This is a genomic window from Myroides albus (assembly GCF_009711045.1).
In the GTDB taxonomy this organism is placed as follows: Bacteria; Bacteroidota; Bacteroidia; order Flavobacteriales; family Flavobacteriaceae; genus Flavobacterium; species Flavobacterium album_A.
In genome coordinates, this window is the sequence record NZ_WMJX01000003.1 from 95,098 (window position 1) to 120,184 (window position 25,087).

Here is a 25,087-nt window from a genome sequence, read left to right on the forward strand (position 1 = left end):
AGAGGTGCTAATTGAATCCATTGCTATCTAATAGACAGAGTTTCATTCCTCCCCTAAATTGCTATTGCTTTACTTCTAAGGTTATGAGCAAGATTACATCCCGCTTATTTGACTATCTCATTGAATATTAGTCTATATCATAGTATAATGATAGTATAATAATCACATCGTGGTCGCATAATAAAAAGCAAAAAACATGCGATCACTATGCCATCAGATCGCGATCACTATGCGACCACTTCCAATAAAAATATAACAAATCGTTTATACTTATCAATTTCCCTTGTATACAATCTATTTAATAACTCCTTTGAAATGGGATCGTTTTCTTGTAAAAAACAGATTTTCACCTCTCTTTTGTCTTCGAATTTATCAAGCTAATTATTATAACTATTCTTAAAAGTCCAAAATATAACACTACTACTATCCCAAACGCAACTCAAAGAAGTAGGCCAAACTACTCTAAATAATAGTTTATTAAATATACCATAGACAAAGATTACACACAACTAAAAAACAACACATTATCTAAACAAAACAGTTTATGCTTCAAGCGAAAGTGACAAACAAATAGTTCGCAATTTATCCACTACTAAAATCTATCTAATCTAAATAAAGTCATTATCTATTTTGAAAAGCAAAAAAACTCTTTACTTTTGCGCTTTAATTTAGAATTAGTCTTAATTATATTTAACTATTATGTTACTCACATCTAAACGGACGATTACCTTACTTGTAATCAGTTTACTCTGTGCTATAGGGGTCTATGCACAACAACCTGTCTTTACAGGTAAGATTATTGATTTAGAAACCCGAAAAGGAATTGATACGGCTATAATCACCGTATTAGCCTCAGGAGATACTTTCTTTACCAATGAAAAAGGAGAGTTCGCAATTCCTGAATTATATCACTCCTCAGTCATCATCAGTCGTTACGGCTACGAAAACTTAGAAACGAAACTGAAAAAAGGAGAACAAACCATCCGTTTACTTTCCAACGTCAAACAACTAGACGAATTAATCATACACAAATCCACGAATATCAACGATATCGATATTCGAAATAGCACAGGTTCTGTCATCACAGTAGACATGACACAACTAAGCCAACGCTCTGAGTTAGACATGGCAAAGCTATTACAAGGTCAAGTACCAGGCTTGACAGTCAATTTTTCGGGAGAATTAGGTCAAAAGCCAGAGATACGCCTTAGAGGTAATTCTTCCTTTTCTTATACAGGTAGTGCTAATGAACCACTATTTGTTATGGATGGTATTATTATCTCAACAGAAACCTTTATGACGCTTAACCCTAACGACTTTAGTACAATCAAGGTACTAAAAGACGCACCTGCTACTGCTCTATATGGAATCAAAGCGGCTAATGGAGTCATAGAATTAACTTCGAAGAGAGGCTTCGAAGGCAAACCAGTAGTGAGCTTCTCGATGAAACAAGGAATTACTTTTAGAGGTGAACGCCCTGCGCGTATGATGGGAACAGAAGAAAAACTCGCTTTCGAAGAACGCATCCAAAAAGCTGGTTCTCCTGGTTATATCAATTCTGCTAAATACATCAACAGTCTATATGCTAATAGCCCAAATCTGCAACAAGAATTAGCACGTGGAGCTAAAACATTGGATTCCTTAAAACAAATCAACACAGACTGGTTTAAAGAGTTAATCAGACCCAATATCTTTCAAGCTTATAACTTAGGAGTACGCGGAGGAACAGAAAAAAGTACGTATTTCTATTCCCTGAACTACAGTAAACAAGGAGGTCGTATTCCAGGTAATGATATCAATCAACTAACCGCACGTGCCAATTTAGATTATATGTTAGCACACAACTTTAGGTTGTCTTTAAACAATAGTTTTGGTCTGTCTACGGCGAATACAGAAAACGGCATGAGTAATGACCCTACCTCATTAGCATTTACACTCAACCCATACGAATCTAAAGATTCAAAAAAATTATTTAGTCAAAATTCTAATCTCAGCTATCAAGATTTGATCAACCAATACAAACAGAAGACAACGACTAAACGCTTTAGTTCCTCTGTGGTCATGCACTGGGATATCTTGCCAGAGCTGAATATATCGGGTGTATTAGGTGGTGATTACAGCATCGCAGAAAAAAACCAACGCATTCTATCTACGGCCTATAGTCAAAAACAAATACCTCTAAACGCACAAGGGTATATCAGTGAAAGTGATAACAAGATATTTGACTTCTCTTCTAATATCCGCGCCAACTATCAAAAGCAATTTGGAGATCACAACTTATTTGTTGGAGTAAACATGGATTATTACACAACACAAATTAAAGATCTACAAGCAAGTGGATATGGAATATCAGACGACGTCAATAGTCTCTCTGGTATTAACAATGGCTTGACTGGTACTTATGCACCAAAAGCCAGCGGTAATAAAATTAAAAATACTCAACTCGGTTTCGGGTTAGCCTTAGGATATAACTACCAGAATACATATGATTTTTATGCCAGTATTAAAAGAGATGGATCTTCTATTCTCCCAAGTAATAAGCGATGGAATGATGCCTGGTCTACAGGTATAGGTTGGACACCAAGTGAATATGACTTTTTTAAAAAACAAGATCTATTAACTTCTCTTAAATTTAAGACCTCATTAGGTTATACAGCAAGTATGACAGGAATCGTCCCAAGTGCGATAAACACAACTTATTCAAATACCAATAGCTTTTATGGAGAATACCGCGTTCTACAACTAATGGGGTTACCCAATAGGAGTCTAAAACCTCAACAGACATACAGTACCAATATAAGCATGGATTTAGGTTTTGTGGGGAGATTTAATTTATTGACATCCTTTTATAGCAACCTAACTAAAGAGGCCATATTCGCTACGCCTATAGCTTCAAGTAATGGATTTCAGACATATACCAAAAATATAGGAGAAATAGAAAATGCGGGAGTTGAGTTCTTGCTAAGTGGAGATATTGTACGCCTGTCAGACTTCAAATGGAATACAGCTGCTTCCATATCTTACAACAAGAATACTGTCAAAAGACTATATGGAACAGATAAAATCTATAATTCACCTACCGCAGTAATGCCTGAGTACGAAGTAGGCAAACCTTTAGGTATAATCTACGGTATTCACGACAATGGAATACACCCTATTACAGGGCTGCCAGAATATGTAGACAGCAATAACAATATCATCATTTACAATGCCCCTTTACAAAAGACTTATTATAGAGACTATGGAAATAGCATTGCTCCTTACCAAGGATTCTTTAATAACTATTGGTCATATAAAAACTGGTCTCTTGCTGTAAATATTAACTATGGATTAGGAGGAAAAGCAGTACAAAGCCAACAATATGTACGCGATCTATCTAGTTCAAATCAAAATGCTTTGGCTGGTCAATTAGACAATATGTGGTTTGAAATAGGAGATGAAAACAAAACTTATCCAATGAAAGATATGCCCAGCAGTGTCTTTAACTTATACAAACAACCCAGTTCAAGAAAAATATACAAGACAGATTATATCAAACTTAATTATATCCAATTAGGGTATAGTATTCGAAACAACAGTTTTGTCAATAAATATTTTAAAACACTACAAATAAATATTCAGGCAGATAACATATACACTTATCGCTTTGAAAAAGATAGAGGAAACTTAAAAGACGTCGTTCAACCCATTTTAACCTTTTCACTTAACGCCACATTCTAATGATAAAATATATACTATCAGCCTTGACGGTTCTGTCAATCAGCTCTTGTTCCTTAGATGTCAAAAATGAACAAGAAATATCAGGTGATGACATCATCAATACAACCCAAAAAGCAACCTCTGTATTGGCTCAAGCTTACAAGGAACTACCTGTAAATGGAAGTACATTTACACTATTAAGCGAAGACCTACAGCCAACTTATCTCATAGAATATAATAGCAATGCTAAGCAACACTATACTTGGAATGAGATAGCCCTAAAGACCTTAGCCAATAGTCAATGGGATAGTTATTACAGCGCAATGGTTCACTTAAATGCACTTTTAAATACAGAAGCACACATTAGAGACAAAGGGACTGACTGGGATTACATCAAAGGAAATGCCTTAGTACTTAAAGCGTATATCTACTTTGATCTACTACAGCTATACAGCACGCGATATAATCCAGAAGCTCCAGGAGTGTTGAGAAAGGATGAGCTAAAAATAGAATCCAACAAAAGGTTAACACAAAGTGAATCTATTCAATATATAGAGAGGATGTTACAAGAAGGTATCTCTTTAATGGATAGTTATGCAGCGCAAAAAATATACTTTATCACTACTCAAGCCGCTAAACAATTAGAGATCAAAATTGCGTTATACCAAGGACAATACGACAAGGCAGAAGCTTTAGCCACTGCGCTATTAAGCGAATCCGCTCCACTTCCAAATACTGCTGAGACATATGCTTCGCTTTGGAAATACAAAGACAACTCGCCTACAAGGCAAGTGTATTGGGCTTACGATTTCAGAGAAAATCCCAATCATTACCTAACTACAACAACCGATGGTGATATTATGCAAATACATTTCTTAAATAAGTTTGAAGAAAGTGACATGAGATATACAATATCTCAGTTCTTTTATGACATGAAAGCACAAGGTATAGCCTCAAGTACAAGAGCTCTATTGGGCAAATACAAATCTAACTATAATGACAAAGAAGAACAACGCATCATCTTATCGAGAAATACAGAAACTTACTTTCTATTGTTAGAAAGCTTAATCGAGCAAAATAAAATAGCACAAGCAATATCACTCTACAATGATTTTAAAACTTCTGTACACAGTGAAACTATCACAGATTCTCCTTCTCAACAAGTACTAAGACTACTCTTTAGAGCAGAAAAACAAAAGGAATTCATAGGTGAAAAAACTAATTACTTTGACCTAAAAAGGTGGAATACCAATATCGCGAGATATGAATCTGATTCTAATAAAAAATCCAATACCATAGAAGCTACAGATTTTCGCTGGACATGGCCTATACCAACTGCTGAAATTCGCCTTAATAACAACCTGGTACAAAATGATGGATGGCAGTCAATAGAACTTTAAGATTACTAAAATGAAACACTACTTAACGATATTTACGGGAATACTCTTGAGTTTATTTACCTTGAGCTGTACACAAGACGACAATCAGCTACAAGGCTATACGGGAGAGAACAGAATTGTCTTACAGCCAAACGGGACTCACATCTTACAAGATAACAGTACAGATGAAGTAACTGTCAATGTCTTCTTGGTTAATTCAATCACAGAAGCCGTTACACTGGAGTTCGCATTAGAAAACAATACGATAGATGGTAAAGATATTCTTACCATTGAAAATCCTATTATACAGTTTGCTCCAAAAGAGAAAAAAGCACAACTAAAAATAAAGAGTTCATCAAGACAACTTTTAAGTGATGAAACCACAATCACTATAAAACTAATCAACAATACAAGCAAACTCCCCTTAGATAAAGAGGTACAACTATTAGTCACCCCTATCAAAAAGGTAGAAGCACTAACAGATAAACAAATTGAATTACTCGATGGTTATAAACGAAAGGGATTAGATCTTTATCCATTAATGGGAGAGATTAAAGTGAATACTACAATCAACTTTCCTGGAGGTGCTAATCTCGAAACTATGTATCAAGCAGAAACTTCCCAAATAAATGGAATTACCACTATCACATTAAGCGATAAATCTACACCTGAACAACCAGTATTAAAAATGGTGTCTAATCCTATGGGGATAGAAGGGTATTTATATAAACTACAGCGGTTGCTTACGATAGATGACAACGAGTTTTGGACTCAAGTACCTGCCTCTCAACACATCATGAATTTGATCAACCTAAGTGCTACCAGCAAGGAAACTTTTGAAGTAGAATTAGACGATATATACATAGATTTAAAGACTAGAAAGCTATCATATACTAAAACCTTCCAAGATATATGGGGAGATGATTATACGATTGTACCATTTCAGTTTAAATACAGTGCATGGGATAGACTTAAGAAACTCTTAGACGAAGGAAATCCCCTTGCTATAGAAAACACAGAAATGGGAGGTACTGTAAACCCGTCATACTATCTCAATAATCAGGATATACAAGAAGATTATTACGATATGGGAGAAGGAGGTAACTACAGAACGACATCGGCTACATTAACAGATACGCATCTTAACTTTCAGTTCATCATAGGGCATGAACATGCAAATGACTACATCTTATTCACTGTTGAATACAAACTAAAATAATGAAACGTACTCAAATACTATATTTCTTTGCTTTAGTACTTTGCCCCCTGTTTGCAGTTGGGCAAGATACTTTATCTCCATTGCCTAAAGCAGATAATGCAATTTATGGTACATTAGACAATGGGCTAAACTATATTATCCATCCTATACCTCAACAGAAGACGGAATATCGTCTGGTCTTAAATGTAGGATCACTACAAGAACGAGATGATGAACAAGGATATGCACACTTCTTAGAACACATGCTTTTTAATGGTAGTGATGACTTTCCAGGTAGACAAGCCATTGATACATTACAGCGTTTAGGGTATCGCTTTGGCCGAGATATCAATGCTTATACTACCTATGAGCGTACTGTGTATGAATTATCCCTGCTCGATCAAAGTCAACAAAATTTAGCGATTACTATATTGGCGAACTTCTTAGGCAAAGCACACCTTAACACAGAGGATATTGAGAAAGAGAAGAGGATCGTCATCCAAGAAATTAAGGACTTTGGGACAGCATCCGTTTTTAACAAAAAAAAGTTGGAAGGTAGTCAACACGCACATCGATTGCCTATCTCAAGTATAGAAAACATTAAAGTACTAGACGCAAAAAGGTTAAAGGCATTTTATAAGCAATGGTACTCACCTTCTCTCGCTACTATAATTATCACAGGAAATGTAAATCCAACAGAAGCTATACAACAGATTGAAACGAGTTTCAGCTCGTTTAAAGGGAACTCTACTTTAATGCGATCTCAAAGTTGGGATACCTTCTCCCCTTCATTTGACAATGCATTAGAAATAGTAAACACCTCAGATACTCGTACTAATAAGGTTGAAATTATTCGTTTTAATAGTGCTCCCTTTTTATCTACTAAAGAAGGGTTTAAAGAACACACTATTGCACAATTGTATAAACAATGGTTAAGCAAGAAGCTTCGCCAAGCCAAGACACATACCTCTGCTCATAGCACGTGGTATCTACCTAATAAAAATGAGGATGTCATAGAAATAACTGCCAAAACAAAGGAAGAACTATCTACTCGCATCCACTTAGTAGCAAGTGTGCTAAATACAATGAGTTTAAAGGGAATTCACAAAGAAGAATTAGAAGCTTATAAACAGCACTTGCTCAATCAATCTGCTATTTCTACTGAGGAGGATGCATACTTCTTAGCTAATAACTATATAGACCAAGTCGTTGTGAATAGTCATTACTTGACAGATCGACACAAAATTCAATTATTAGAAGAAATTCTATCGACAATCACAGCAAATGATCTTGTAGTAAAACACGAAAATACATGGTCGGTAGATAGACAAAATTTGTACTTATGCACCGTAAATAGCAATATCTTCTCAATTCATTCTATTCAAGAATTAAATGACTCCTGGAATGAAGGCAAGACTAAAACACTCCTCTTTAAAGACAAAAAAGAAAAGAAAAAACAAGAAAGAACACAAGGTTCGTTTCACTGGAAGACGATGCCTCCTATAGTTAAATCAAATGATAATGCCGTTGTAAAAGAGCATATTTACAACCACATTGGGGTAACTGAATTAACCTTAGCAAACGGTCTACGCATTGGTATTAAACCCACTCATGCTACGGATAATAATATCATACTCACTGTCTTTACCAGAAATGGCTTAAATCTTATCCAGGAACAAGAGCAAAAGTATTATCAAGACGCCAGTTACTTTATTGACTCTGCATGGATTCATGGCCTAACTAAAGATGGGTACTTACAAGTGGGAGCTGATAGAGAGGTATCCACACTGGTAAGCCTCTCTAATGAGGCAACTATTGTCAATACTTCAAGTAGATTAGGACATATTAGAGATATGTTTGAATGGACCTACCGCAAAATGTATGATTACATAGAACCAAAAGAGGATTTTAATGAATATATACAAGAGAGCATCGTGTCTTTAGAACATGAGCCTATACCTTCTACTTTATTAAACAATCCTTCTATTCAGCTCAGTCATCAAATAGAAGAATACAAAAAAGGAACGCCTTTTATTCAAGAAGAATTAAACACAATAGCAGATTGGCAAAAGGTTAAGTTAGAAAGCTTCTTTGAGCTTTATCAACAAACATTTGCAAACTTAGACCAAGTGTACATATTGATCTCTGGTAACTTTAATGTAGAAGATATAAAGGCTGAATCAATCGCATACTTTGGTAGTTTAGTTACTACGCCACATACTTCTTACCTAAAAGAAAACAACAAACCAAAGGCACAAATAAACGATATCAAGCGAGTGACTATACCAAGTGCAGATGTAGAACGCACTGAAGCAACACTTGTATTTAATGGAAGTATTAATCCAACACTCAAAGAAAGTATCCTTGCTCAGATGGTAAGAGAATTGTTTGACAATAAATTCTTACAGTTATCAAGGGAAAAAGAGGGATTAGTATATTCTCCTTCTTCTTCAATAGATGTTGCGATTTATCCAACGCCCAAAACGTCTGTTAGTCTATACTTTTCTGCAGCTTTATCCGATATAGAAAAGCTTGAAAACTTAGCTAAAGAGGTGATTCAGTCTATACAGACAAGACCAATATCAACAAAGGATTTAGATCAAATGAAATTAGCTGTACTCAACAACAAACAGCTTCATTTAACGGAATTCAGCACTTACCAGTGGATAGAAAAGCTGCGTGAAGTTCAGCTTAATTTTGGATCTTTGAAGGACTTTAATGACTATGAGAATATACTTAACAGCATTACCCCAAAGGATGTACTAAATACAGCAAATTCTATATTTGATAAGACTAATTACGGTGTATTCTTAGTTACACCAAAATAACATTCTACTTGTTACTTACCTGACTGCTATCTCACTATGATAATTTAATGAGAAAATACTAAAGATTAGTCTTAATTAGATCAAGATACATCTTTTATGACATACTCTTTCACATAAGATAATTATCACAGAACTGAATACACAGGGTAAATAAATAAAAAAAACGGATTATTCCGATCGAGAATAATCCGTTTTCTAATAGTCACTTAATATGCTTATTCAAGTTCAACTTCAATCGTTATTTGCTCTTGTAACTTATTATAGAAGCTGTTGTATACCTGTTTTATATTCTCGTAATACTCTGGTTCAATGACCGCTTTTGATTTAAGCAAACCGACCATTACCTCTATCCTATTGTTTTTCCTTGTATATTTTACTTGAGCTGATACACCAGAATCAACATCTTTAATTTCTAAATCATCTGGCAACACATCAACCTTATACCCTTTAGGAATTAAAAGGGAAACAGAATAAGTATATGAATTAGGAAAGGCAAAGTCGATAGGGTAAAGCCTATTATCTGTCACAAAAGGATTGCTTTTCCCATCATAGAATTGAAAGAGATTGACAAAAAACTTATTGTTAAAACTAAAACTTCCATTTGGTTTATTCACACCAAACGATATTCGAGCAATATTCTTATCCACCGTCCTATTGTCATTAAGAACAAAATTGTGAACAGATAGCCCTGGGTTTACAAACTCTAACTCCTTTATATATTTAAACCTTCCCATAAAACTAAACTTTTCTTTTACAAAAAAAGCTTCGTAATTATCATAGGCGTGGATTGCTGTACCTGTCAAGGAACCATTAGGTTTAAACTCTAATTGATAATTCTCCTTTCGAGAAGAAACAAAAGCAGGTGTAGAGATTAAGTCTTTCGTACCTTCTTTGTCACTAAACATAGTAACAACACCATTTAGATTGTCAATTGGAATTACACCTATAGAGGCATTTTTACTTGAGGCATCTAAAAAATAGTAGCTACCTTCACTTTGTAAAACAGCTATAAGGTTATTGTAGTACATTCCTTGCCATTCCTTTTTCTTCCCATTGCTACGTGTACTAACCAAAGCAGGGTTTGCATCTAATCCAACATATCGCAGCATTGAGATTAACATGAGATTAATATCAGCAGTATTTCCCTGCCCTCTTAAATAAGTGCTCTTCAGTCCGTTTTCTGGGTAAATGCCGTACATTCCATTCCAAGTAACTTCCTTCTGAAGGTAATTTAGTATCAAATCAGCTTTCTCTAAATCACTCTTTGCAGATAAATCAAGTTGACTTATTTTTTTTCTGTAATAGCGGTCATTTAAAATTTCCTTCCAATAGCGTTTATTCTTCTGTAAGTTTTCAAAAAACGTTTGTTTTGTTCCTAAAACTTGTTGCTGTTTACTTCCAGGAAATTGTACACTACTCAAATCAAATCTAACCTTATTGATATAATTGGCAGCATTATCTACCAAGACTTCTTCAGAAAAAGTGGGAACATTAAGTGCGACAAGTGTTTTCTCTAATGTTTTAATCGTATTCGAATCCAGTAAACCATTTCCGTATTTCACATCGATAATACTCTCATTTGACGCAATCTTTTGACTACCTGTTTGAATCATCTGATACGTAAAATAAGTTGGAATGCGCATGGTATAAATAGATCTTTGTTTAGGCAAATCTCCTTGTATAAACCATTCAGGCAAGACATCTAAATTCTCCGATAACTTTTTATATCGATAAGTAATTATACTGCCTTCAGGGATATTGGGAATCTTGGTAAAATCTACACCTTTCTCGCGGTAATCCCCCTCCTTCTTTGATTCAAAAGATGTTATTTTAGTTTTTGTGATTTCATTGTTTACTAAAGAATAAACATAGACTTCATCGATAGTGACATCTTCTGCATAAGCACCTCGAACAAAATAAGGTATTGTAAAGGATAATTTACTAAGGTCCCGCTCCTTGTAAAGCTTAATTTTTCGAGTAACTTCTTCGCCTGATATAAAATTTCCGTCCCTTAAGTTAATATCAAAATACACCTTGTTCTTTTCATCTACAATGACAGCACCACTTGTAGGAAACGCTCTATTCTGCTTTTCTAATAATTCTTCTTTAGTTACATTGTCTATTGATACCTGAGCAATACTACTAAAAGTACTCAAAACTAAAAATGAGATAAGAAATATTTTTTTCATTTATACTCTACTTAAAATAATTGAGAAGAAAGGTAAGGTATTCTTTGAGAAAAACAAAGATGTTTAAGATAGATCAATCCAGCAATAATAATAAAAACCAAGACTATTCGTCTTGGTTTCTTCCTTCTTTATAAACATCTGTTCGATAATTTTCGTCCTCTCCATCTAAGATCTGTATATAGCTCTTGTATCTTGACCAAGCTAACAAATCATCGTCTAAAGCATCTTTGACAGCACATTGAGGTTCTTCTCTATGCAGGCAATTATTAAACTTGCACTGATCTTTCAAGGCGAAGAACTCAGGAAAGTAATCCCCTACTTCTTGTGGCTCCATATCCACAATACCAAACCCCCTGATTCCAGGTGTATCGATAATTTGGGCATCAAAAGAAAGATCAAACATTTCAGCAAAGGTTGTTGTATGTTGCCCTTGTTGATGCTGCTGTGAAATCTCAGCTGTCTTTAGATTCAAGCCAGGCTCAATCGCATTGATTAAAGTAGATTTTCCTACCCCGGAATGTCCAGAAAACATCGAAACATTTCCTTTCATTCTCTCTTTCACTTCCTCTATACCTTTACCCGTCATGGCAGAAACACGTAAGCACTCATATCCAATTTGACTGTAAATGTACTGAAGATAAAGTTGTTCATCTAAGGCTTCTTCCGAGAAAGTATCTACTTTGTTAAACACCAATACTGTCTTAATACCATAAGCTTCAGCGGTAACTAAAAAGCGATCAATAAAGCTCGTTGTTGTGACAGGATTATCAATAGTTACAAGTAAAAACACTACATCGATATTCGATGCAATAATATGAACTTGCTTTGATAGATTGACTGATTTACGGACAATGTAATTCTTTCTTGTCTCAATTATATCAATTACTCCTGTAGTCACATCATTTGTCGTTTCCAACTCAAATTGTACATGGTCTCCAACTGCAATAGGATTAGTACTCTTGATCCCCTTTATACGGAATTTTCCCTTTATACGGCAATCATAGAATTCGCCATCCTCACTCTTAACCGAATACCAACTACCTGTTGATTTGTAAACGATTCCCTTCATATAATACTCTTATCTTACTTTTCTTCTTTATTAATAATCTTATCTTGTCTATAGATACTCTCTTGGTGAATAGCTGTATAAATATTAGTAATGAACTCCTCGGTAAACCCAATGTGTTTTCCTTCCTCTTGCATTTTCTCCAATATTTTCGTCCATCTATCTTGTTGGAACACGGCTACGTTTTTCTCTTTCTTCAATGTACCGATAGAATCAGATATCACCATTCTCTTTCTCAACAAATCCAATAATTTACTATCCATATCATCGATTTGGATACGCATTCCTTGTATTCTTTGTAAGAAATCCTCTGTGTCATCTGTTGCATTTCTCACCTTCAAATTAGCGATAATATCGCTTAATTGTTCTGGAGTAACTTGTTGAGCAGCATCACTCCAAGCGTTATCAGGATCACAGTGAGTTTCAATCATTAACCCATCGTAATTCAAATCCAATGCTTGTTGAGATACTCCTAATATCTTCGTTCTATTTCCTGTAATATGTGATGGATCACAGAAAATTGGAATATTTGGCAAATGTAACTTTAAATCTAATGGTATTTGCCATTCTGGAATATTTCTATACTTTGTTTTTTCGTAAGTACTAAAACCTCTGTGGATAACACCCAGTTTTTTAATACCTGCTTTTGCTAATCTTTCTACTCCACCCATCCATAAAGATAAGTCTGGATTAACAGGGTTTTTAATTAGTACTATTTTATCAGTACCTTCAAGTGCATCGGCAATTTCTTGTACAGCAAAAGGGTTAACAGCTGTACGCGCACCAATCCACAAAATATCGATGTCGTGTTCCAAACACAATTGAACGTGTTCGGCAGTTGCTACTTCTGTTGCAAGTAACATTCCCGTTTCAGCTTTCACTTGTTGCAACCATTTTAATCCAATGGCTCCAACACCTTCAAACCCACCTGGACGAGTACGAGGTTTCCAGATACCAGCGCGATAGACCTTTACTTCTTTTGGCAAAGATTTAGCGATTCTCATTACTTGTTCTGGGGTTTCTGCACTACATGGTCCTGCAATTATTGCAGGATTTTGTCCTTGGAATAAAGACATCCAATCCTTGTTTACATCAAGTTTTTCCATTGGTTTAAATATTTACATTAATAACGACTTTTAATTGAGTGGAAAATTACGATTTTATACTCAAAAAGGGATACAATTTAAGCTAAAGAATTAGAATATTTATATTTTTAAAAGATTAATTGTTTATAAATAAGTATTTTTACGCCTTACTCAATCAAAAATCAAAGTAAATGACATTATTAACCTTTACACTAATTATGTTCTTAGGAGCTTTTGCAGCAGGTTTTATAGGGTCACTTTCAGGTTTGGGTGGAGGAATTATCATTATTCCTCTTCTTTCTGTTTTCTTAGGGGTGGATATGCATTATGCCATTGGTACAGCCTTAGTAGCAGTTATTGCAACCTCATCCGGATCCGCCTCTGCTTATGTAAAAGAAGGTATAACGAATATGCGATTGGGAATGTTTTTAGAAATAGCCACTACAGCAGGAGCCGTAATTGGCGCTATTATTTCGACAAATGCTCCTACCTCAATCTTAGCAATCGTATTTGGACTTACACTGACTTTTTCATCTATTAATTCACTTAGAAAAAAAGAGGATCACTTAGTATTACCCGAAGATTCATCTGCTCTTGCCCGCAACTTAAAATTAAACAGCAGTTATCCAACTCCATCAGGAGAAAAAGTAAAATACGGAATGACCAATATTGTCGGTGGATTCAGTATGATGGGAATTGCAGGTATGATGTCCGGACTTTTAGGAATTGGTTCAGGAGCTTTTAAAGTAATTGCAATGGATACAATCATGAAAGTACCCTTTAAAGTTTCAACAACTACAAGTAACTTCATGATGGGAGTGACAGCTATTGCAAGTTCTGTTATCTATATCCAAAAAGGCTATATCGAACCGAGTATATGTATGCCAGTGATTATAGGTGTATTGATCGGCGCTATGGTTGGAGCAAAAGTTTTGGTAAAAGCTAATCCTAAGAAACTAAAAGTATTCTTTGCTTTCTTAATTTTGGCATTAGCTATAAATATGATGTATAATGGTATAATGGGTAATATATAAACTATGAGTACAGCAAAATTCAACGACTCAGACTTACAAAGCATCATTGGTAATGTCTTGAGATATGGTGTATTACTTGCCTTGACAGTAGCAGTGATTGGGGGAATTATCGTAATGTTTACCAAGTCAGGTAATACAGTAGACTTTAGTACGTTTATAGAAAAAGACGACAATATATTCAATGTAATTAATCGCATATTTGCAGGAGTGGGACATGGAGATGGTGAATCAATCATCTTTCTTGGGATACTGTTACTTTTTATAACACCTGCTTTGCGTTTGTTACTTTCATTAGTGTCTTTCTTTTTTGAAAAAGACTGGTTATATGTATTTATTTCTCTGATAGTGATTGGAATCATAGTACTGAGTGTAACCTTAGGTTTTTCGCATTAAATCAATAGTCAATTCTTTATAAACAGCTATAAAATGTCTTTAATCGTTCAAAATATAAGTAAAAGTTACGGCGATCAAAAAGCCTTAGACAATATTAATTTTTCAGTACCAACAGGTCAAATAGTAGGTTTTTTGGGTCCGAATGGAGCGGGAAAATCAACGTTAATGAAAATCTTAACTACTTATGTACACAGTGACCAAGGTCAAGCCTTTGTCAACGACTACAACGTAGAGACGCAAACTCGAAACGTGCAGCGTTCTATCGGCTACTTACCTGAGCACAATCCCCTATATCTCGATATGTACGTACGCGAATATCTAAAGTTCAATGCGGAAATATACAAAGTAGAAAAACAACGCATTGAAGAAGTGATTACTCTAACTGGTTTGACTGTTGAAGCACACAAGAAGATAGGTCAACTATCGAAGGGATACAGACAACGTGTTGGACTTGCGACAGCTCTATTACACGATCCTGCTGTTTTGATATTAGACGAGCCAACAACTGGGTTAGACCCAAATCAATTAGTTGAAATTAGAGACTTAATTAAGAATATTGGAAAGAATAAAACGGTGTTTTTGTCAACTCATATTATGCAAGAAGTCGAAGCTATATGTGAACGCGTTATTATCATTAAACAAGGTAAAATAGTAGCAGACCAAATGCTCTCATCAATGTTAGAGAATCAAAACGAACAAATCATTGCAGTAGAATTTGACTATAAAATTGAGATAGAGTTCATTAATCGAATCCCTAATTTAATTCGTTCAAATCACATCCACGATACCAAATGGGAACTTGTATTTCCAATAGAGGGAGATTTTAGAGCTACTGTATTTGACTTTGCACAAGAGCAAGGCTTAAAACTGTTGTCTTTACAAGTAAAAAGCAAAAACTTAGAAAATCTCTTTAGAGAAATTACACAATAAAAAAAGTCAAGAATGATGATTCTTGACTTTCTACAATATCGGAGAAGCTAATTCAATTGAATTAGCTTTTTTTCTTATTTCTTAAATAATCCGTTTATCTCTGCATCAATTCTATTGATAATATCTCCCAAATCTTCAGGATTATCCACAAAGTTCAAGTTATCAACATCTACAATCAAGAGTTTACCTCTGTCGTACCCTTTAATCCAAGTTTCGTAACGATCATTCAATTTATTCAAGTACTCGATAGAGATTGAGTTCTCATACTCTCTCCCTCTCTTGTGTATTTGTCCCACTAAGTTAGGTACAGAGCTTTTTAAATAAATTAATAAGTCAGGTGCTGCAACAAGTTCTTGCATTAATTCAAATAACGAAGAATAGTTGTTAAAGTCTCTATTTGACATTAACCCCATAGCGTGTAAGTTTGGAGCAAATATATACGCATCTTCATATATAGTACGATCCTGAATGATGGCCTTACCACTTTGTCTAATTTGTAAAACTTGGCGAAAACGACTGTTTAAAAAGTAAACTTGTAGGTTAAAAGACCAACGATCCATTTGATGGTAGAAATCATCTAAGTATGGGTTATCTACAACGTCCTCATAATGTGGCTCCCACCCATAGTGTTTAGCCAATAAGTTAGTCAATGTAGTTTTTCCCGCACCAATATTTCCAGCAATAGCTATATGCATTACGGTAATTTTAAAAGGTAATTGTTTAATTTTTCGTCTGTAAAAATACTCAATTTTTGAGTGTTATAAAAGAAGCCTAAAATGCTTTTTTCCTTCAAATCAATGAAATACTTTTTACTTTTCACTATATCAACGAAGTACAATTTATTATTAGAAGAATAAATAATTTTATTATTGTCAACCATCTGCCATTTATCAATAGGGTCTTCGCTTTTATAGTTCAAGGTAACTTGTCCTTTTACGTCTATTCCCTTAATCTCATTGGATGTATTCAACCAATATAAGTTTGTCAACGTTGAATAATAACTGACAAAATTTGTTTCTTCTAAATTGTAAATCGTATGACGCTCATAAGAGTTCATATTGTACAAGCGAACAAATCCATCATTTGCCAAATCAACCATCCACAATTTTCTCCCAGCACTATGCGCAATATAAGCTATATCCATGCTTGGAAATTTTACATTGAAATCTATGATATCAAGCTGGGCTAATAGTCGATTCAAAACAATGATACTTTGTTCCTCTTTAAAAAACAAGATAGGAGAATTCGGGATTGTTAAGTCCACATTAGAAATATCTCCAAACTTACTTGTTTTATAATGGCTTGATTGATATTTATTTGCTTTATATAGCGTATTCTCTAATAGCGTATAGTTATAGTCAAAAACATCTCTAATCAGAAATGAAGAGTTCTTTATTATGCCTTCAGATAGATTAAGTTTTGGTCGGAGCGTATCTTGTCCAAAACTATAAACAGAAAACAATAAAAATAGTACAGTAGTTACAAAACGCATTTCTTATTTTTTTGTATAAGTAAGAATGGTAAAAGCGTAAAAGTGCTTCTCATCCTTCTCGTGATATTCTTCTTTTTCTAATACCCATAAATCTTGATTAAACTCAGGAAAAAAGGCATCTGCATCAAAAGTGTGGTGAACACGTGTCAATTCAATCTTATGAGCAAAAGGCAAAGCCTGTTTATATATTTCTCCACCGCCTATCACAAATACTTCCTGTTCATCTTTGACTAAATCAAATGCCTCACTCAAAGCGTGAACAACCACACATCCTTCTGGTACAACGTAATCTAATTGCCTTGTTATAACAATGTGTTTTCGATTAGGAAGGGGCTTTGGAAATGTCTCAAACGTCTTTCTTCCCATAATGATTGTATGATGAGAAGTTTTTGCTTTAAAATGCTTAAAATCATCTGGCAAATGCCACAATAACTTATTGTCTTTACCCAAAGCGTTATTCTCAGCAGCTGCCGCTATTAATGTAATAGTCATCTCTCAGTATATTAGTTTATAGACTCAGTATCTGTGTTGATTGAAACTGTTTCTTGTTGATTCAGATCGCGCTTCACATCCACTAACGGAAAGTCCTTTTCTACTTTTGTTCTGAGTTCACTAATCTTCTTTTTTTGCTGTTCAATTAAACGAGCTATTTGTTTATCTTGCCATTTCTTGCCCATAAATCGGTTGACAATTGTCACATTGACAAAATGAAGAAACAACACAAATGCCCATAATCCAATTGCATAAGGCCACCAAACTGGAGCGACTGTAGTATCTTGAACAAAAGCATTTATAACAAACATTGCAATGCTCCCTAATACAAACAGTACAAAATGAAAGAATAAATACTTTTTCTGTTTTATACGATGACGTGCGTAATCGTACATTTCATAGTTATTTTCTTTATCCATAGTATTCTCTTTTTTACTATTACACTGATACTTGTCCTTTAATAGCTGGATGCGGATCATAGTCAACCAAACTAAAGTCTTCAAACTTGAACTCGAAGATATCCTTTACTTCGCTATTGATTAACATTTTAGGCAATTTTTTAGGCTCTCTTGACAATTGCAAATTCACCTGATCAATATGGTTATTATAGATATGTACATCACCAAAAGTATGTACAAAGTCTCCATATTCTAAATCGCAAACCTGAGCTACCATCATCGTTAGAAGAGCATAAGAAGCGATGTTAAATGGCACACCCAAAAACACATCGGCACTACGTTGATAAAGTTGACATGACAATTTACCATCAGATACGTAGAACTGAAAGAAAGAGTGACAAGGAGGTAAAGCTGCTTTGCCATTGGCAACATTTTCAGCAAAGGAAACAGAAGTATCTGGCATTACACTTGGGTTCCAAGCTGTAACCATAATCCTTCTACTTGTAGGATTCCCCTTTAAAGTTTCTATTACTTCCTTAATTTGATCTATCCCTTCCCCATTCCAATTTCTCCATTGATAACCATATACTGGACCTAAATCGCCATTCTCATCTGCCCATTCATCCCAAATGCGAACGCCATTATCTTTCAAATATTTGATATTAGTATCTCCTTTTAAAAACCATAATAACTCGTGTATTATCGATTTTAAATGTACTTTTTTGGTTGTTACTAAAGGAAAGCCTTCAGATAAATCAAAACGCATTTGATAACCAAAAATACTTTTGGTTCCTGTACCCGTGCGGTCACCTTTTTGTACCCCTTTTTCTAATACTTCTTTTACTAAATCTAAATATTGTTTCATTGTTGTGTGGTCCTAAAATCTTATCGTTTCTTATCTTTTATTTAATTCGTCTCTCAACTTAGCTGCTCTTTCATAATCCTCATTTTCAATAGCCTCATTCAGTAAAATATTCAATTGTTTCTCATTGAATCCACTGTAGTCATCTACCTTTGTATCCTCCTCTATAATCTGTTCAACTTGAGCTACGATATCATCTACATCATCCTCTTGCGAATTTTCTTGAGCATCTTCTCCACTGAGTATTATACCAGCTTGCTCCATTATATCTTTATAGGTAAATATAGGTGCACCGAATCGAATAGCCAATGCAATCGCATCAGAAGTACGCGCATCCATCATTTCTTCAACACCAAGTCTTTCACAAATAATAGTTGAAAAGAAAACACCATCTACTAATTTATGAATAATTACTTGTTTCAATTGAATCTCGAAACGCTCAGCAAAAGTCTTAAACAAATCGTGAGTTAAAGGACGTGGGGGTTTTATCTCCTCCTCAATTGCAATCGCAATAGATTGAGCCTCAAAAGCACCAATGACAATTGGCAACTTTCTTTGACCTTCAACTTCATCTAATATTAGGGCATACGCACCATTTTGTGAATGGCTGTATGATATTCCTTTCACCATTAATTTTATCAAACTCATAATTTTCGTTTATAAACAAAAAAGCAACTAAAACAAAGATATAAATTCTTTGCTTAGTTGCTTTTATATTTTGTGAAAGCTTTGTACTTCTTACGAATTTTGAGCTTTGAATTCTTTTAATTTTTCAACTAATTGCGGTACAACTTGGAAAGCATCACCAACAATACCATAATCTGCAACTTTAAAGAATGGCGCTTCTGCATCAGTATTAATAGCAACCTTCACTTTAGATGAATTAACACCTGCAATGTGTTGAATTGCTCCAGAAATACCTACTGCAATATACAAGTTTGAAGCTACAGGTTTACCTGTTTGCCCAACGTGTTCCTCATGAGATCTCCATCCTAAATCAGAAACAGGTTTAGAACATGCTAACGCCGCTCCTAATACCTCAGCTAAGTCTTCTAACATTTTCCAATTCTCTGGACCTTTTAATCCACGACCTCCAGATACAACGATATCAGCATCTGCGATAGTTACTTGTCCTGAAACTTTTTCAACATTCTCAACTTTTAAACCAAAGTCACCTTCGTTTAATGTTACAGCGAAGTCCTCTGCTGCTGCAGCTCCAGTCGCTTCAACTAAACCGAATGAATTTTTAGCTACTGCGATTACTTTCACCTCTGTAGTTAATTCTGTTAGGTTAAATGCTTTATTAGAAAAAGCAGTTCTCTTTACTACAAAAGGAGAAGTGCTCTCTGGTAAAGCTACAACATTAGACGCAAATCCTGCTTCTAAACCTACAGCTACAATCGGTGCTGTATATAAGCTATCTGTTGATGAAGATAAAACAACTACTTTTGCTCCTTCTTTCTGTGCAGCTTGCTTTATTACATCTGCATAAGCCTTTGCATTAAACGTATTTAACTTGTCGTTTGATACTTTTAATACTTTATCTACACCATACTTGCCAAGCTCACTTACATCTGATGCATTTACAGTTACTGCTGTAACAGTTGTTCCTAAAGAATCTGCTACTTTCTTAGCATAAGAAGCTAATTCTAATGCTACTTTCTTAAATTTTCCTTCTGCTGATTCAGCATATATTAAAACTGACATACTCTTCTTTTTTAAGGTTTACAATAAATTAATAGATTAGATTACTTTAGCTTCGTTGTGAAGTAAATTGATTAGCTCATCTAAGTTATCAGGAGAAATCATTTTACAAGCTGATTTAGCAGCAGGTTTTTCAAATTTCACCGCTTTACTTGCAGCCTCTGCCCCTACTGGATCTAACACTGTAAGCGCTTTTGTACGTGCAGACATAATTCCACGCATATTTGGAATACGCAAATCCTTTTCCTCTACTAATCCTTTTTGTCCACCAATCACAATTGGCAATTTCCCCGAAATAGTTTCTTTACCTCCGTCAATCTGGCGAATACCTTTTACTGAAGTTCCCTCTATTTCTAATCCTTCACATGAATTGATGAAGTCGTATCCCAAAAATGTAGCTAACATTCCAGGAACCATTCCTCCATTGTAATCTAATGATTCTTTCCCTGCCAATACCAAATCGTATCCTCCATTTTTTACTACCTCAGCAAGCTGTTTTGCAACAAACATCCCATCTGTTGGATTAGCATTCACACGAATTGCTTCGTCTGCTCCAATAGCTAAAGCTTTTCTTAAAGTTGGCTCTGTATCAGCGCCTCCAACGTTAACAACAGTAACTGTTGCACCTTGTTTCTCTTTAAACCAAATAGCACGTGTTAAAGCATATTCATCGTTTGGGTTGATAACAAACTGAACTCCATTTGTATCAAACTCAGTATCACCATTCGAAAAGTTAATTTTAGAAGTAGTATCAGGCACATGGCTGATGCAAACTAATATTTTCATCTTATATAGTTTTTTAGTTTCACAATTCTCGTATTGACGAAAATAATAATTTATTTTGATTATTTTACTATGCACGCATAATATTTTGTAGACCGAATACTTTTAGTATTTAGACAAAACACCTCTTCTTTAGATTTAATCCAAACAATATAGATTATTTTAATCCATTTTCTTATTTACTTCGCAATTACAATACGGTTACTATTAATAATAAGATATTTTTTTTAACATCTTAAATAGTAAAATTGTGTCATTTATCACTGAAACAGTAGCTCTCAAAGGATCTATACTCCACATCTCTCAAAAATTATACATTTGAAGTACGAGTTCATCATACGACAACCTTATACAATCACCACTATTGACAAAATATTCCTTGACACCTATTCACTTTCTTTGTCTATTTGGATATACTTGCTTCGGATATTGTTCGGATAATCTTCGGCAAAGGCCTTGTTTTCCCAAGCATATCCGAACAATATCCGAACAAACCTCCCAGCAGATTACTTGAAATACCGATTTTACAAAGCGTACAAGTTATTTGCATTTAGGAAAATAAAAATGAAAAGCACTCCAATACTCTCAATGATTAGCATAATAACAAAGAGTCACACTGACAAAATTTCTGTTGAAAATAGATTGCAGCGAAATAAATCGATCTATCAAAATAATCGATTACAAAACCTAATTCTATTATGCAAAAAAAGGGTGACCTCACAGCAGCAAACTCACTACCAAACACAATTGTCACTTGAACTATGTAAAATAAAATCGCCTCCTTTGGAAAAGGATGAAAAGAAAACATCACTTTCTGATAAATTCAAAAACAAAACTCGCAAAACAAAGCATACAACGATGCCTATTGCTTCTAATTCCTTTTGATAAAGTACACCATCCAACGTGAATTCGATTTAACCCAGCCGTTTATTATATTACCCATATTTATTGACAATTTACCAACAGCTTTGTACCGATATGCAAGGACATTGCTTGGGGGTTTCTTGCACCTTTCTTCGAGAAAACCCCTCTCTGGCCAAGAAAACTCCGAGAAAAGTGCTACTAATCTCCAAGAAAGTGCAAGCTTACCCCTCTTTTACAATATGCTAATCTGCTTTTTAAGATTCGTCAACTGAATCATCTATTTTGCTGATTTCGCTAATAGATAAAATAGAACCTTTTTTTTTGAGTAGACAAACAGATATAAACTAATATCTAAAAGGCTATAAGCATCCGCCTTTTCTAAAATCGAACTTGTGTTAATCGAAGTGAAGTGACAAACATAGGTAAATCAAACTAATGCTTGCAAATACATATAAAAACAAAATATTTTCAAGGCAATACTATCCAAACAAAGCTTAAAGTAAGCGACTAAACACTTAATTACACATTTATTATTTGCAAAGTGTAAAAAAGAATAATTTTATATTTAAAAAGTATATTTTATAAAAATAAACAATAAATTATAGTTATTTATTCAATTTTTAATAATTATATTAGTTCATTATATATCAAATTATCAACTAAAAAAGAAAGCTTTCTAAACGCCATATTCATTTCATCGCAATAAATAACACATTGGTCTTATTGAATACTACTTCCTTATTATTCACTAAGTACAAGTATAGAAAACCATAAGCTTAAAAAAATAATATAAACCAACCAACATTAAACATTATGAAAAATTTATTTACCCTATCAAGCTTATTTGCTGTGATTTTTTTGTTTCTATCCTGTTCAAGTGATGACAATGAAACAACTATTCCTGCAGACAAACAGAAGTTGACTTTAACTGCTGATCACGAAACTACCACTATTGGTACAACCGTTAAATTCACTGTCAAACTTAACGATCAAATTATCACTGACGCCCTTGTTAAACAAAAAGACGGAGAAACGCTTACTTCAGGGGAATGGAAGCCCGAAGCTGCTGGTACTTTTACATTTGTAGCCCAAAAACAAGGATTTGAGAACAGCAATGAAATTTCTATTGTTGTCACAAAAGAAAAGACACAACTCATACTTACAGCGAATAAAACAACTGTTGAAAATGGGGAAGAAGTTTTATTCACAGTAACAGCTGAAGAAGAAGGAATATCTGATTTTACTTTAGAAATCTTAAACAAAGAAAAAATAAACAGCAATAAGTGGATTCCAACTGAAGAAGGAACTTTTCAAGTTATTGCAAGCAAAGAAGGATTTATCGATAGTACTCCTTTAGAGATAATTGTTACAGAAAAAGTAGATGCGGAAGCAAAAGGAGAAGGCAGCTTCACTTATATAGGTGCAACCTATACAATTAACAGTAGCAAGTTAATACTACAGGGAATATCTTCGAGTAGCAACCCTACTGCAACATGGATATTACAATCGAAAGACCTTGAAAAGAACATTAGTGTTTACACTTTCTTTGCTACACCTGCAGCTGAGGGCAAAGATGGAAACTACACATTTGAAATGCCAACAACTAAAAATATATCAAGACTAATGCTTACAGTAATAGATGAAACTACGCAGTCTGTGATAGATCTTGCCGTAATGGGTATCGAAGTTGAAGCACAGTTTGGCGCTATCAATGTAAACAATATAGTTCCTGGTAATATAAAAATAGCAATAGAAGACTTAGGTGGTGAACCATTTGAATTAAATTACAAAGGAACACACAACTACGAAAGAACAGTACACGAATAAAAAACAAAAAATGATTAATAAGTAAATAACTACTTACTTAAATGAAACATCTATGAAAATTTTAAAATATATAGCAAGCTTGAGTATCTTGTGTTTCTTAGCTACATCATGTAGTAGCGACGATAACAAAGACACAGATAAGAAAGAGCCAAAGTTACATTTAACGGCATCTTCAAATGAGATAACTGTTGATCAAGACATTACCTTTAGCATTTTCGCAGATGGCAAACCCGTAAATGACGCAATCATAACACTTGCCGATGGGGAACAAATTGCCAATAACAAATGGACAGCTGTAAAAGCCGGAATATTTTACTTCACTGCAAGTAAAAAAGGTTTTCAAACCAGTGAGAGAATCTCCATTACAGTGAAAGAAAAAGAGAAGGAAGAAGAAAAAGAACCAGAAGTAAAAGGAGAAGGAACCTTTACCTACAAAGGTAAAACCTATACCATAGACAAGAGTACACTTTCTTTTGAAGGGAAATTCAAATCTGACGATAACTCTTTTGAGGCAGGATGGATTATAGATTCGGTAAACAACGAAAGTGGATTATCTGTACTTTCAATATGTTTCACCCCCATTATCACAACAGCTGAAGGTAAAGAAATGTACCAATTGCCAAACGAAACTAATATAACCTCTACAATGCTATCTATATTCCAAGATGCCTCAGAGATATATTACACTCGAACGAATGTCACTATAAAAGCAAAATTAGAGCAAACAAAATACGAAGAAATTGCTTCAGGATACATCAAAACGACTTGTACAAATGTCAATCAAGAAGATTTTTCATTAGAATACAGAGGGTTACATCACTTACACTTGCAAAATTGGACTGATTCATAAAAGTAAACACCTTT

Annotated in this window: 20 protein-coding genes; 9 read left to right on the forward strand and 11 right to left on the reverse strand. The window is 34.4% G+C overall.

The genetic code is table 11. The features are described from left to right. The first annotated feature begins 699 nt into the window (after nt 1-699). Genes GJV76_RS02710 through GJV76_RS02725 form a run of 4 tightly spaced genes read left to right on the forward strand, consistent with a single transcriptional unit; the run spans nt 700 to nt 9,104 of the window. On the forward strand, nt 700-3,720 hold the full coding sequence (locus GJV76_RS02710) for a SusC/RagA family TonB-linked outer membrane protein (RefSeq protein WP_155091107.1): 3,021 nt from the start codon (nt 700-702) through the stop codon (nt 3,718-3,720). Further along, entirely contained in the window at nt 3,720-5,099 is a 1,380-nt protein-coding gene (locus GJV76_RS02715; protein WP_155091108.1) for a RagB/SusD family nutrient uptake outer membrane protein, read from the forward strand. Before GJV76_RS02710 ends, GJV76_RS02715 begins: the two co-directional genes overlap by 1 nt. 10 nt (nt 5,100-5,109) lie before the next feature. Continuing rightward, nucleotides 5,110-6,297 carry a DUF4929 family protein gene (locus GJV76_RS02720; protein WP_155091109.1) on the forward strand — a complete coding sequence of 396 codons (1,188 nt, stop codon included), beginning with the start codon at nt 5,110-5,112 and terminating at the stop codon, nt 6,295-6,297. Beyond that, a complete protein-coding gene (locus GJV76_RS02725) occupies nt 6,297-9,104 on the forward strand; it encodes a M16 family metallopeptidase (protein ID WP_155091110.1) in 2,808 nt (935 codons plus the stop codon). Before GJV76_RS02720 ends, GJV76_RS02725 begins: the two co-directional genes overlap by 1 nt. Nucleotides 9,105-9,319: 215 nt before the next feature. Here the strand turns inward: GJV76_RS02725 and GJV76_RS02730 are convergent, their stop codons facing one another. The 3 genes from GJV76_RS02730 to GJV76_RS02740 form a co-directional block, all read right to left on the reverse strand. Further along, entirely contained in the window at nt 9,320-11,293 is a 1,974-nt protein-coding gene (locus GJV76_RS02730) for a transglutaminase-like domain-containing protein (RefSeq protein ID WP_155091111.1), read from the reverse strand. Between the two features lie 103 nt (nt 11,294-11,396). Further along, nucleotides 11,397-12,362: a ribosome small subunit-dependent GTPase A gene (gene rsgA / locus GJV76_RS02735; RefSeq protein WP_155091112.1), complete on the reverse strand. Its 966-nt coding sequence runs from the start codon at nt 12,360-12,362 to the stop codon at nt 11,397-11,399. A gap of 14 nt (nt 12,363-12,376) precedes the next feature. Continuing rightward, entirely contained in the window at nt 12,377-13,465 is a 1,089-nt protein-coding gene (locus tag GJV76_RS02740; RefSeq protein WP_155091113.1) for a chorismate mutase, read from the reverse strand. Between the two features lie 170 nt (nt 13,466-13,635). Between GJV76_RS02740 and GJV76_RS02745 the strand changes: the two genes are divergently transcribed. The 3 genes from GJV76_RS02745 to gldA are packed head-to-tail and all read left to right on the forward strand — an operon-like array spanning nt 13,636 to nt 15,801. Continuing rightward, nucleotides 13,636-14,478, forward strand: coding sequence for a sulfite exporter TauE/SafE family protein (locus tag GJV76_RS02745; protein WP_155091114.1), 843 nt, complete (start codon nt 13,636-13,638; stop codon nt 14,476-14,478). 3 nt (nt 14,479-14,481) lie between these two features. Continuing rightward, nucleotides 14,482-14,871 carry a DUF1634 domain-containing protein gene (locus tag GJV76_RS02750; RefSeq protein ID WP_155091115.1) on the forward strand — a complete coding sequence of 130 codons (390 nt, stop codon included), beginning with the start codon at nt 14,482-14,484 and terminating at the stop codon, nt 14,869-14,871. Between the two features lie 33 nt (nt 14,872-14,904). Then, a complete protein-coding gene (gene gldA, locus GJV76_RS02755; protein WP_155091116.1) occupies nt 14,905-15,801 on the forward strand; it encodes a gliding motility-associated ABC transporter ATP-binding subunit GldA in 897 nt (298 codons plus the stop codon). Nucleotides 15,802-15,875: 74 nt separating this feature from the next. Here the strand turns inward: gldA and GJV76_RS02760 are convergent, their stop codons facing one another. The 8 genes from GJV76_RS02760 to GJV76_RS02795 form a co-directional block, all read right to left on the reverse strand. Then, entirely contained in the window at nt 15,876-16,496 is a 621-nt protein-coding gene (locus tag GJV76_RS02760; RefSeq protein WP_155091117.1) for a deoxynucleoside kinase, read from the reverse strand. Further along, the gene (locus GJV76_RS02765) at nt 16,496-17,293 is read right to left on the reverse strand and encodes a hypothetical protein (protein WP_155091118.1); all 798 of its coding nucleotides are present in this window, start codon (nt 17,291-17,293) and stop codon (nt 16,496-16,498) included. Before GJV76_RS02765 ends, GJV76_RS02760 begins: the two co-directional genes overlap by 1 nt. A gap of 3 nt (nt 17,294-17,296) precedes the next feature. Next, the gene (locus GJV76_RS02770) at nt 17,297-17,785 is read right to left on the reverse strand and encodes a dihydrofolate reductase (RefSeq protein ID WP_155091119.1); all 489 of its coding nucleotides are present in this window, start codon (nt 17,783-17,785) and stop codon (nt 17,297-17,299) included. Between the two features lie 11 nt (nt 17,786-17,796). Beyond that, a complete protein-coding gene (locus GJV76_RS02775; protein ID WP_155091120.1) occupies nt 17,797-18,204 on the reverse strand; it encodes a 2TM domain-containing protein in 408 nt (135 codons plus the stop codon). Nucleotides 18,205-18,223: 19 nt separating this feature from the next. After that, nucleotides 18,224-19,048, reverse strand: coding sequence for a thymidylate synthase (locus GJV76_RS02780; protein ID WP_155091121.1), 825 nt, complete (start codon nt 19,046-19,048; stop codon nt 18,224-18,226). Nucleotides 19,049-19,078: 30 nt separating this feature from the next. Next, nucleotides 19,079-19,693: a bifunctional nuclease family protein gene (locus tag GJV76_RS02785; RefSeq protein ID WP_155091122.1), complete on the reverse strand. Its 615-nt coding sequence runs from the start codon at nt 19,691-19,693 to the stop codon at nt 19,079-19,081. 90 nt (nt 19,694-19,783) lie between these two features. Then, a complete protein-coding gene (locus GJV76_RS02790; RefSeq protein WP_155091123.1) occupies nt 19,784-20,752 on the reverse strand; it encodes an electron transfer flavoprotein subunit alpha/FixB family protein in 969 nt (322 codons plus the stop codon). A 36-nt stretch (nt 20,753-20,788) separates the two neighbouring features. Next, complete coding sequence (locus GJV76_RS02795) at nt 20,789-21,535, reverse strand: electron transfer flavoprotein subunit beta/FixA family protein (RefSeq protein WP_155091124.1); 747 nt, start codon at nt 21,533-21,535, stop codon at nt 20,789-20,791. A 1,674-nt stretch (nt 21,536-23,209) separates the two neighbouring features. On the opposite strand from GJV76_RS02795, the gene GJV76_RS02800 reads away from it, so the two are divergent. Both GJV76_RS02800 and GJV76_RS02805 read left to right on the forward strand, forming a co-directional pair. Beyond that, nucleotides 23,210-24,223, forward strand: a complete 1,014-nt coding sequence (locus GJV76_RS02800; protein ID WP_155091125.1) for a hypothetical protein — start codon at nt 23,210-23,212, stop codon at nt 24,221-24,223. A gap of 52 nt (nt 24,224-24,275) precedes the next feature. Beyond that, a complete protein-coding gene (locus tag GJV76_RS02805; protein ID WP_155091126.1) occupies nt 24,276-25,073 on the forward strand; it encodes a hypothetical protein in 798 nt (265 codons plus the stop codon). Nucleotides 25,074-25,087 lie beyond the last annotated feature (14 nt).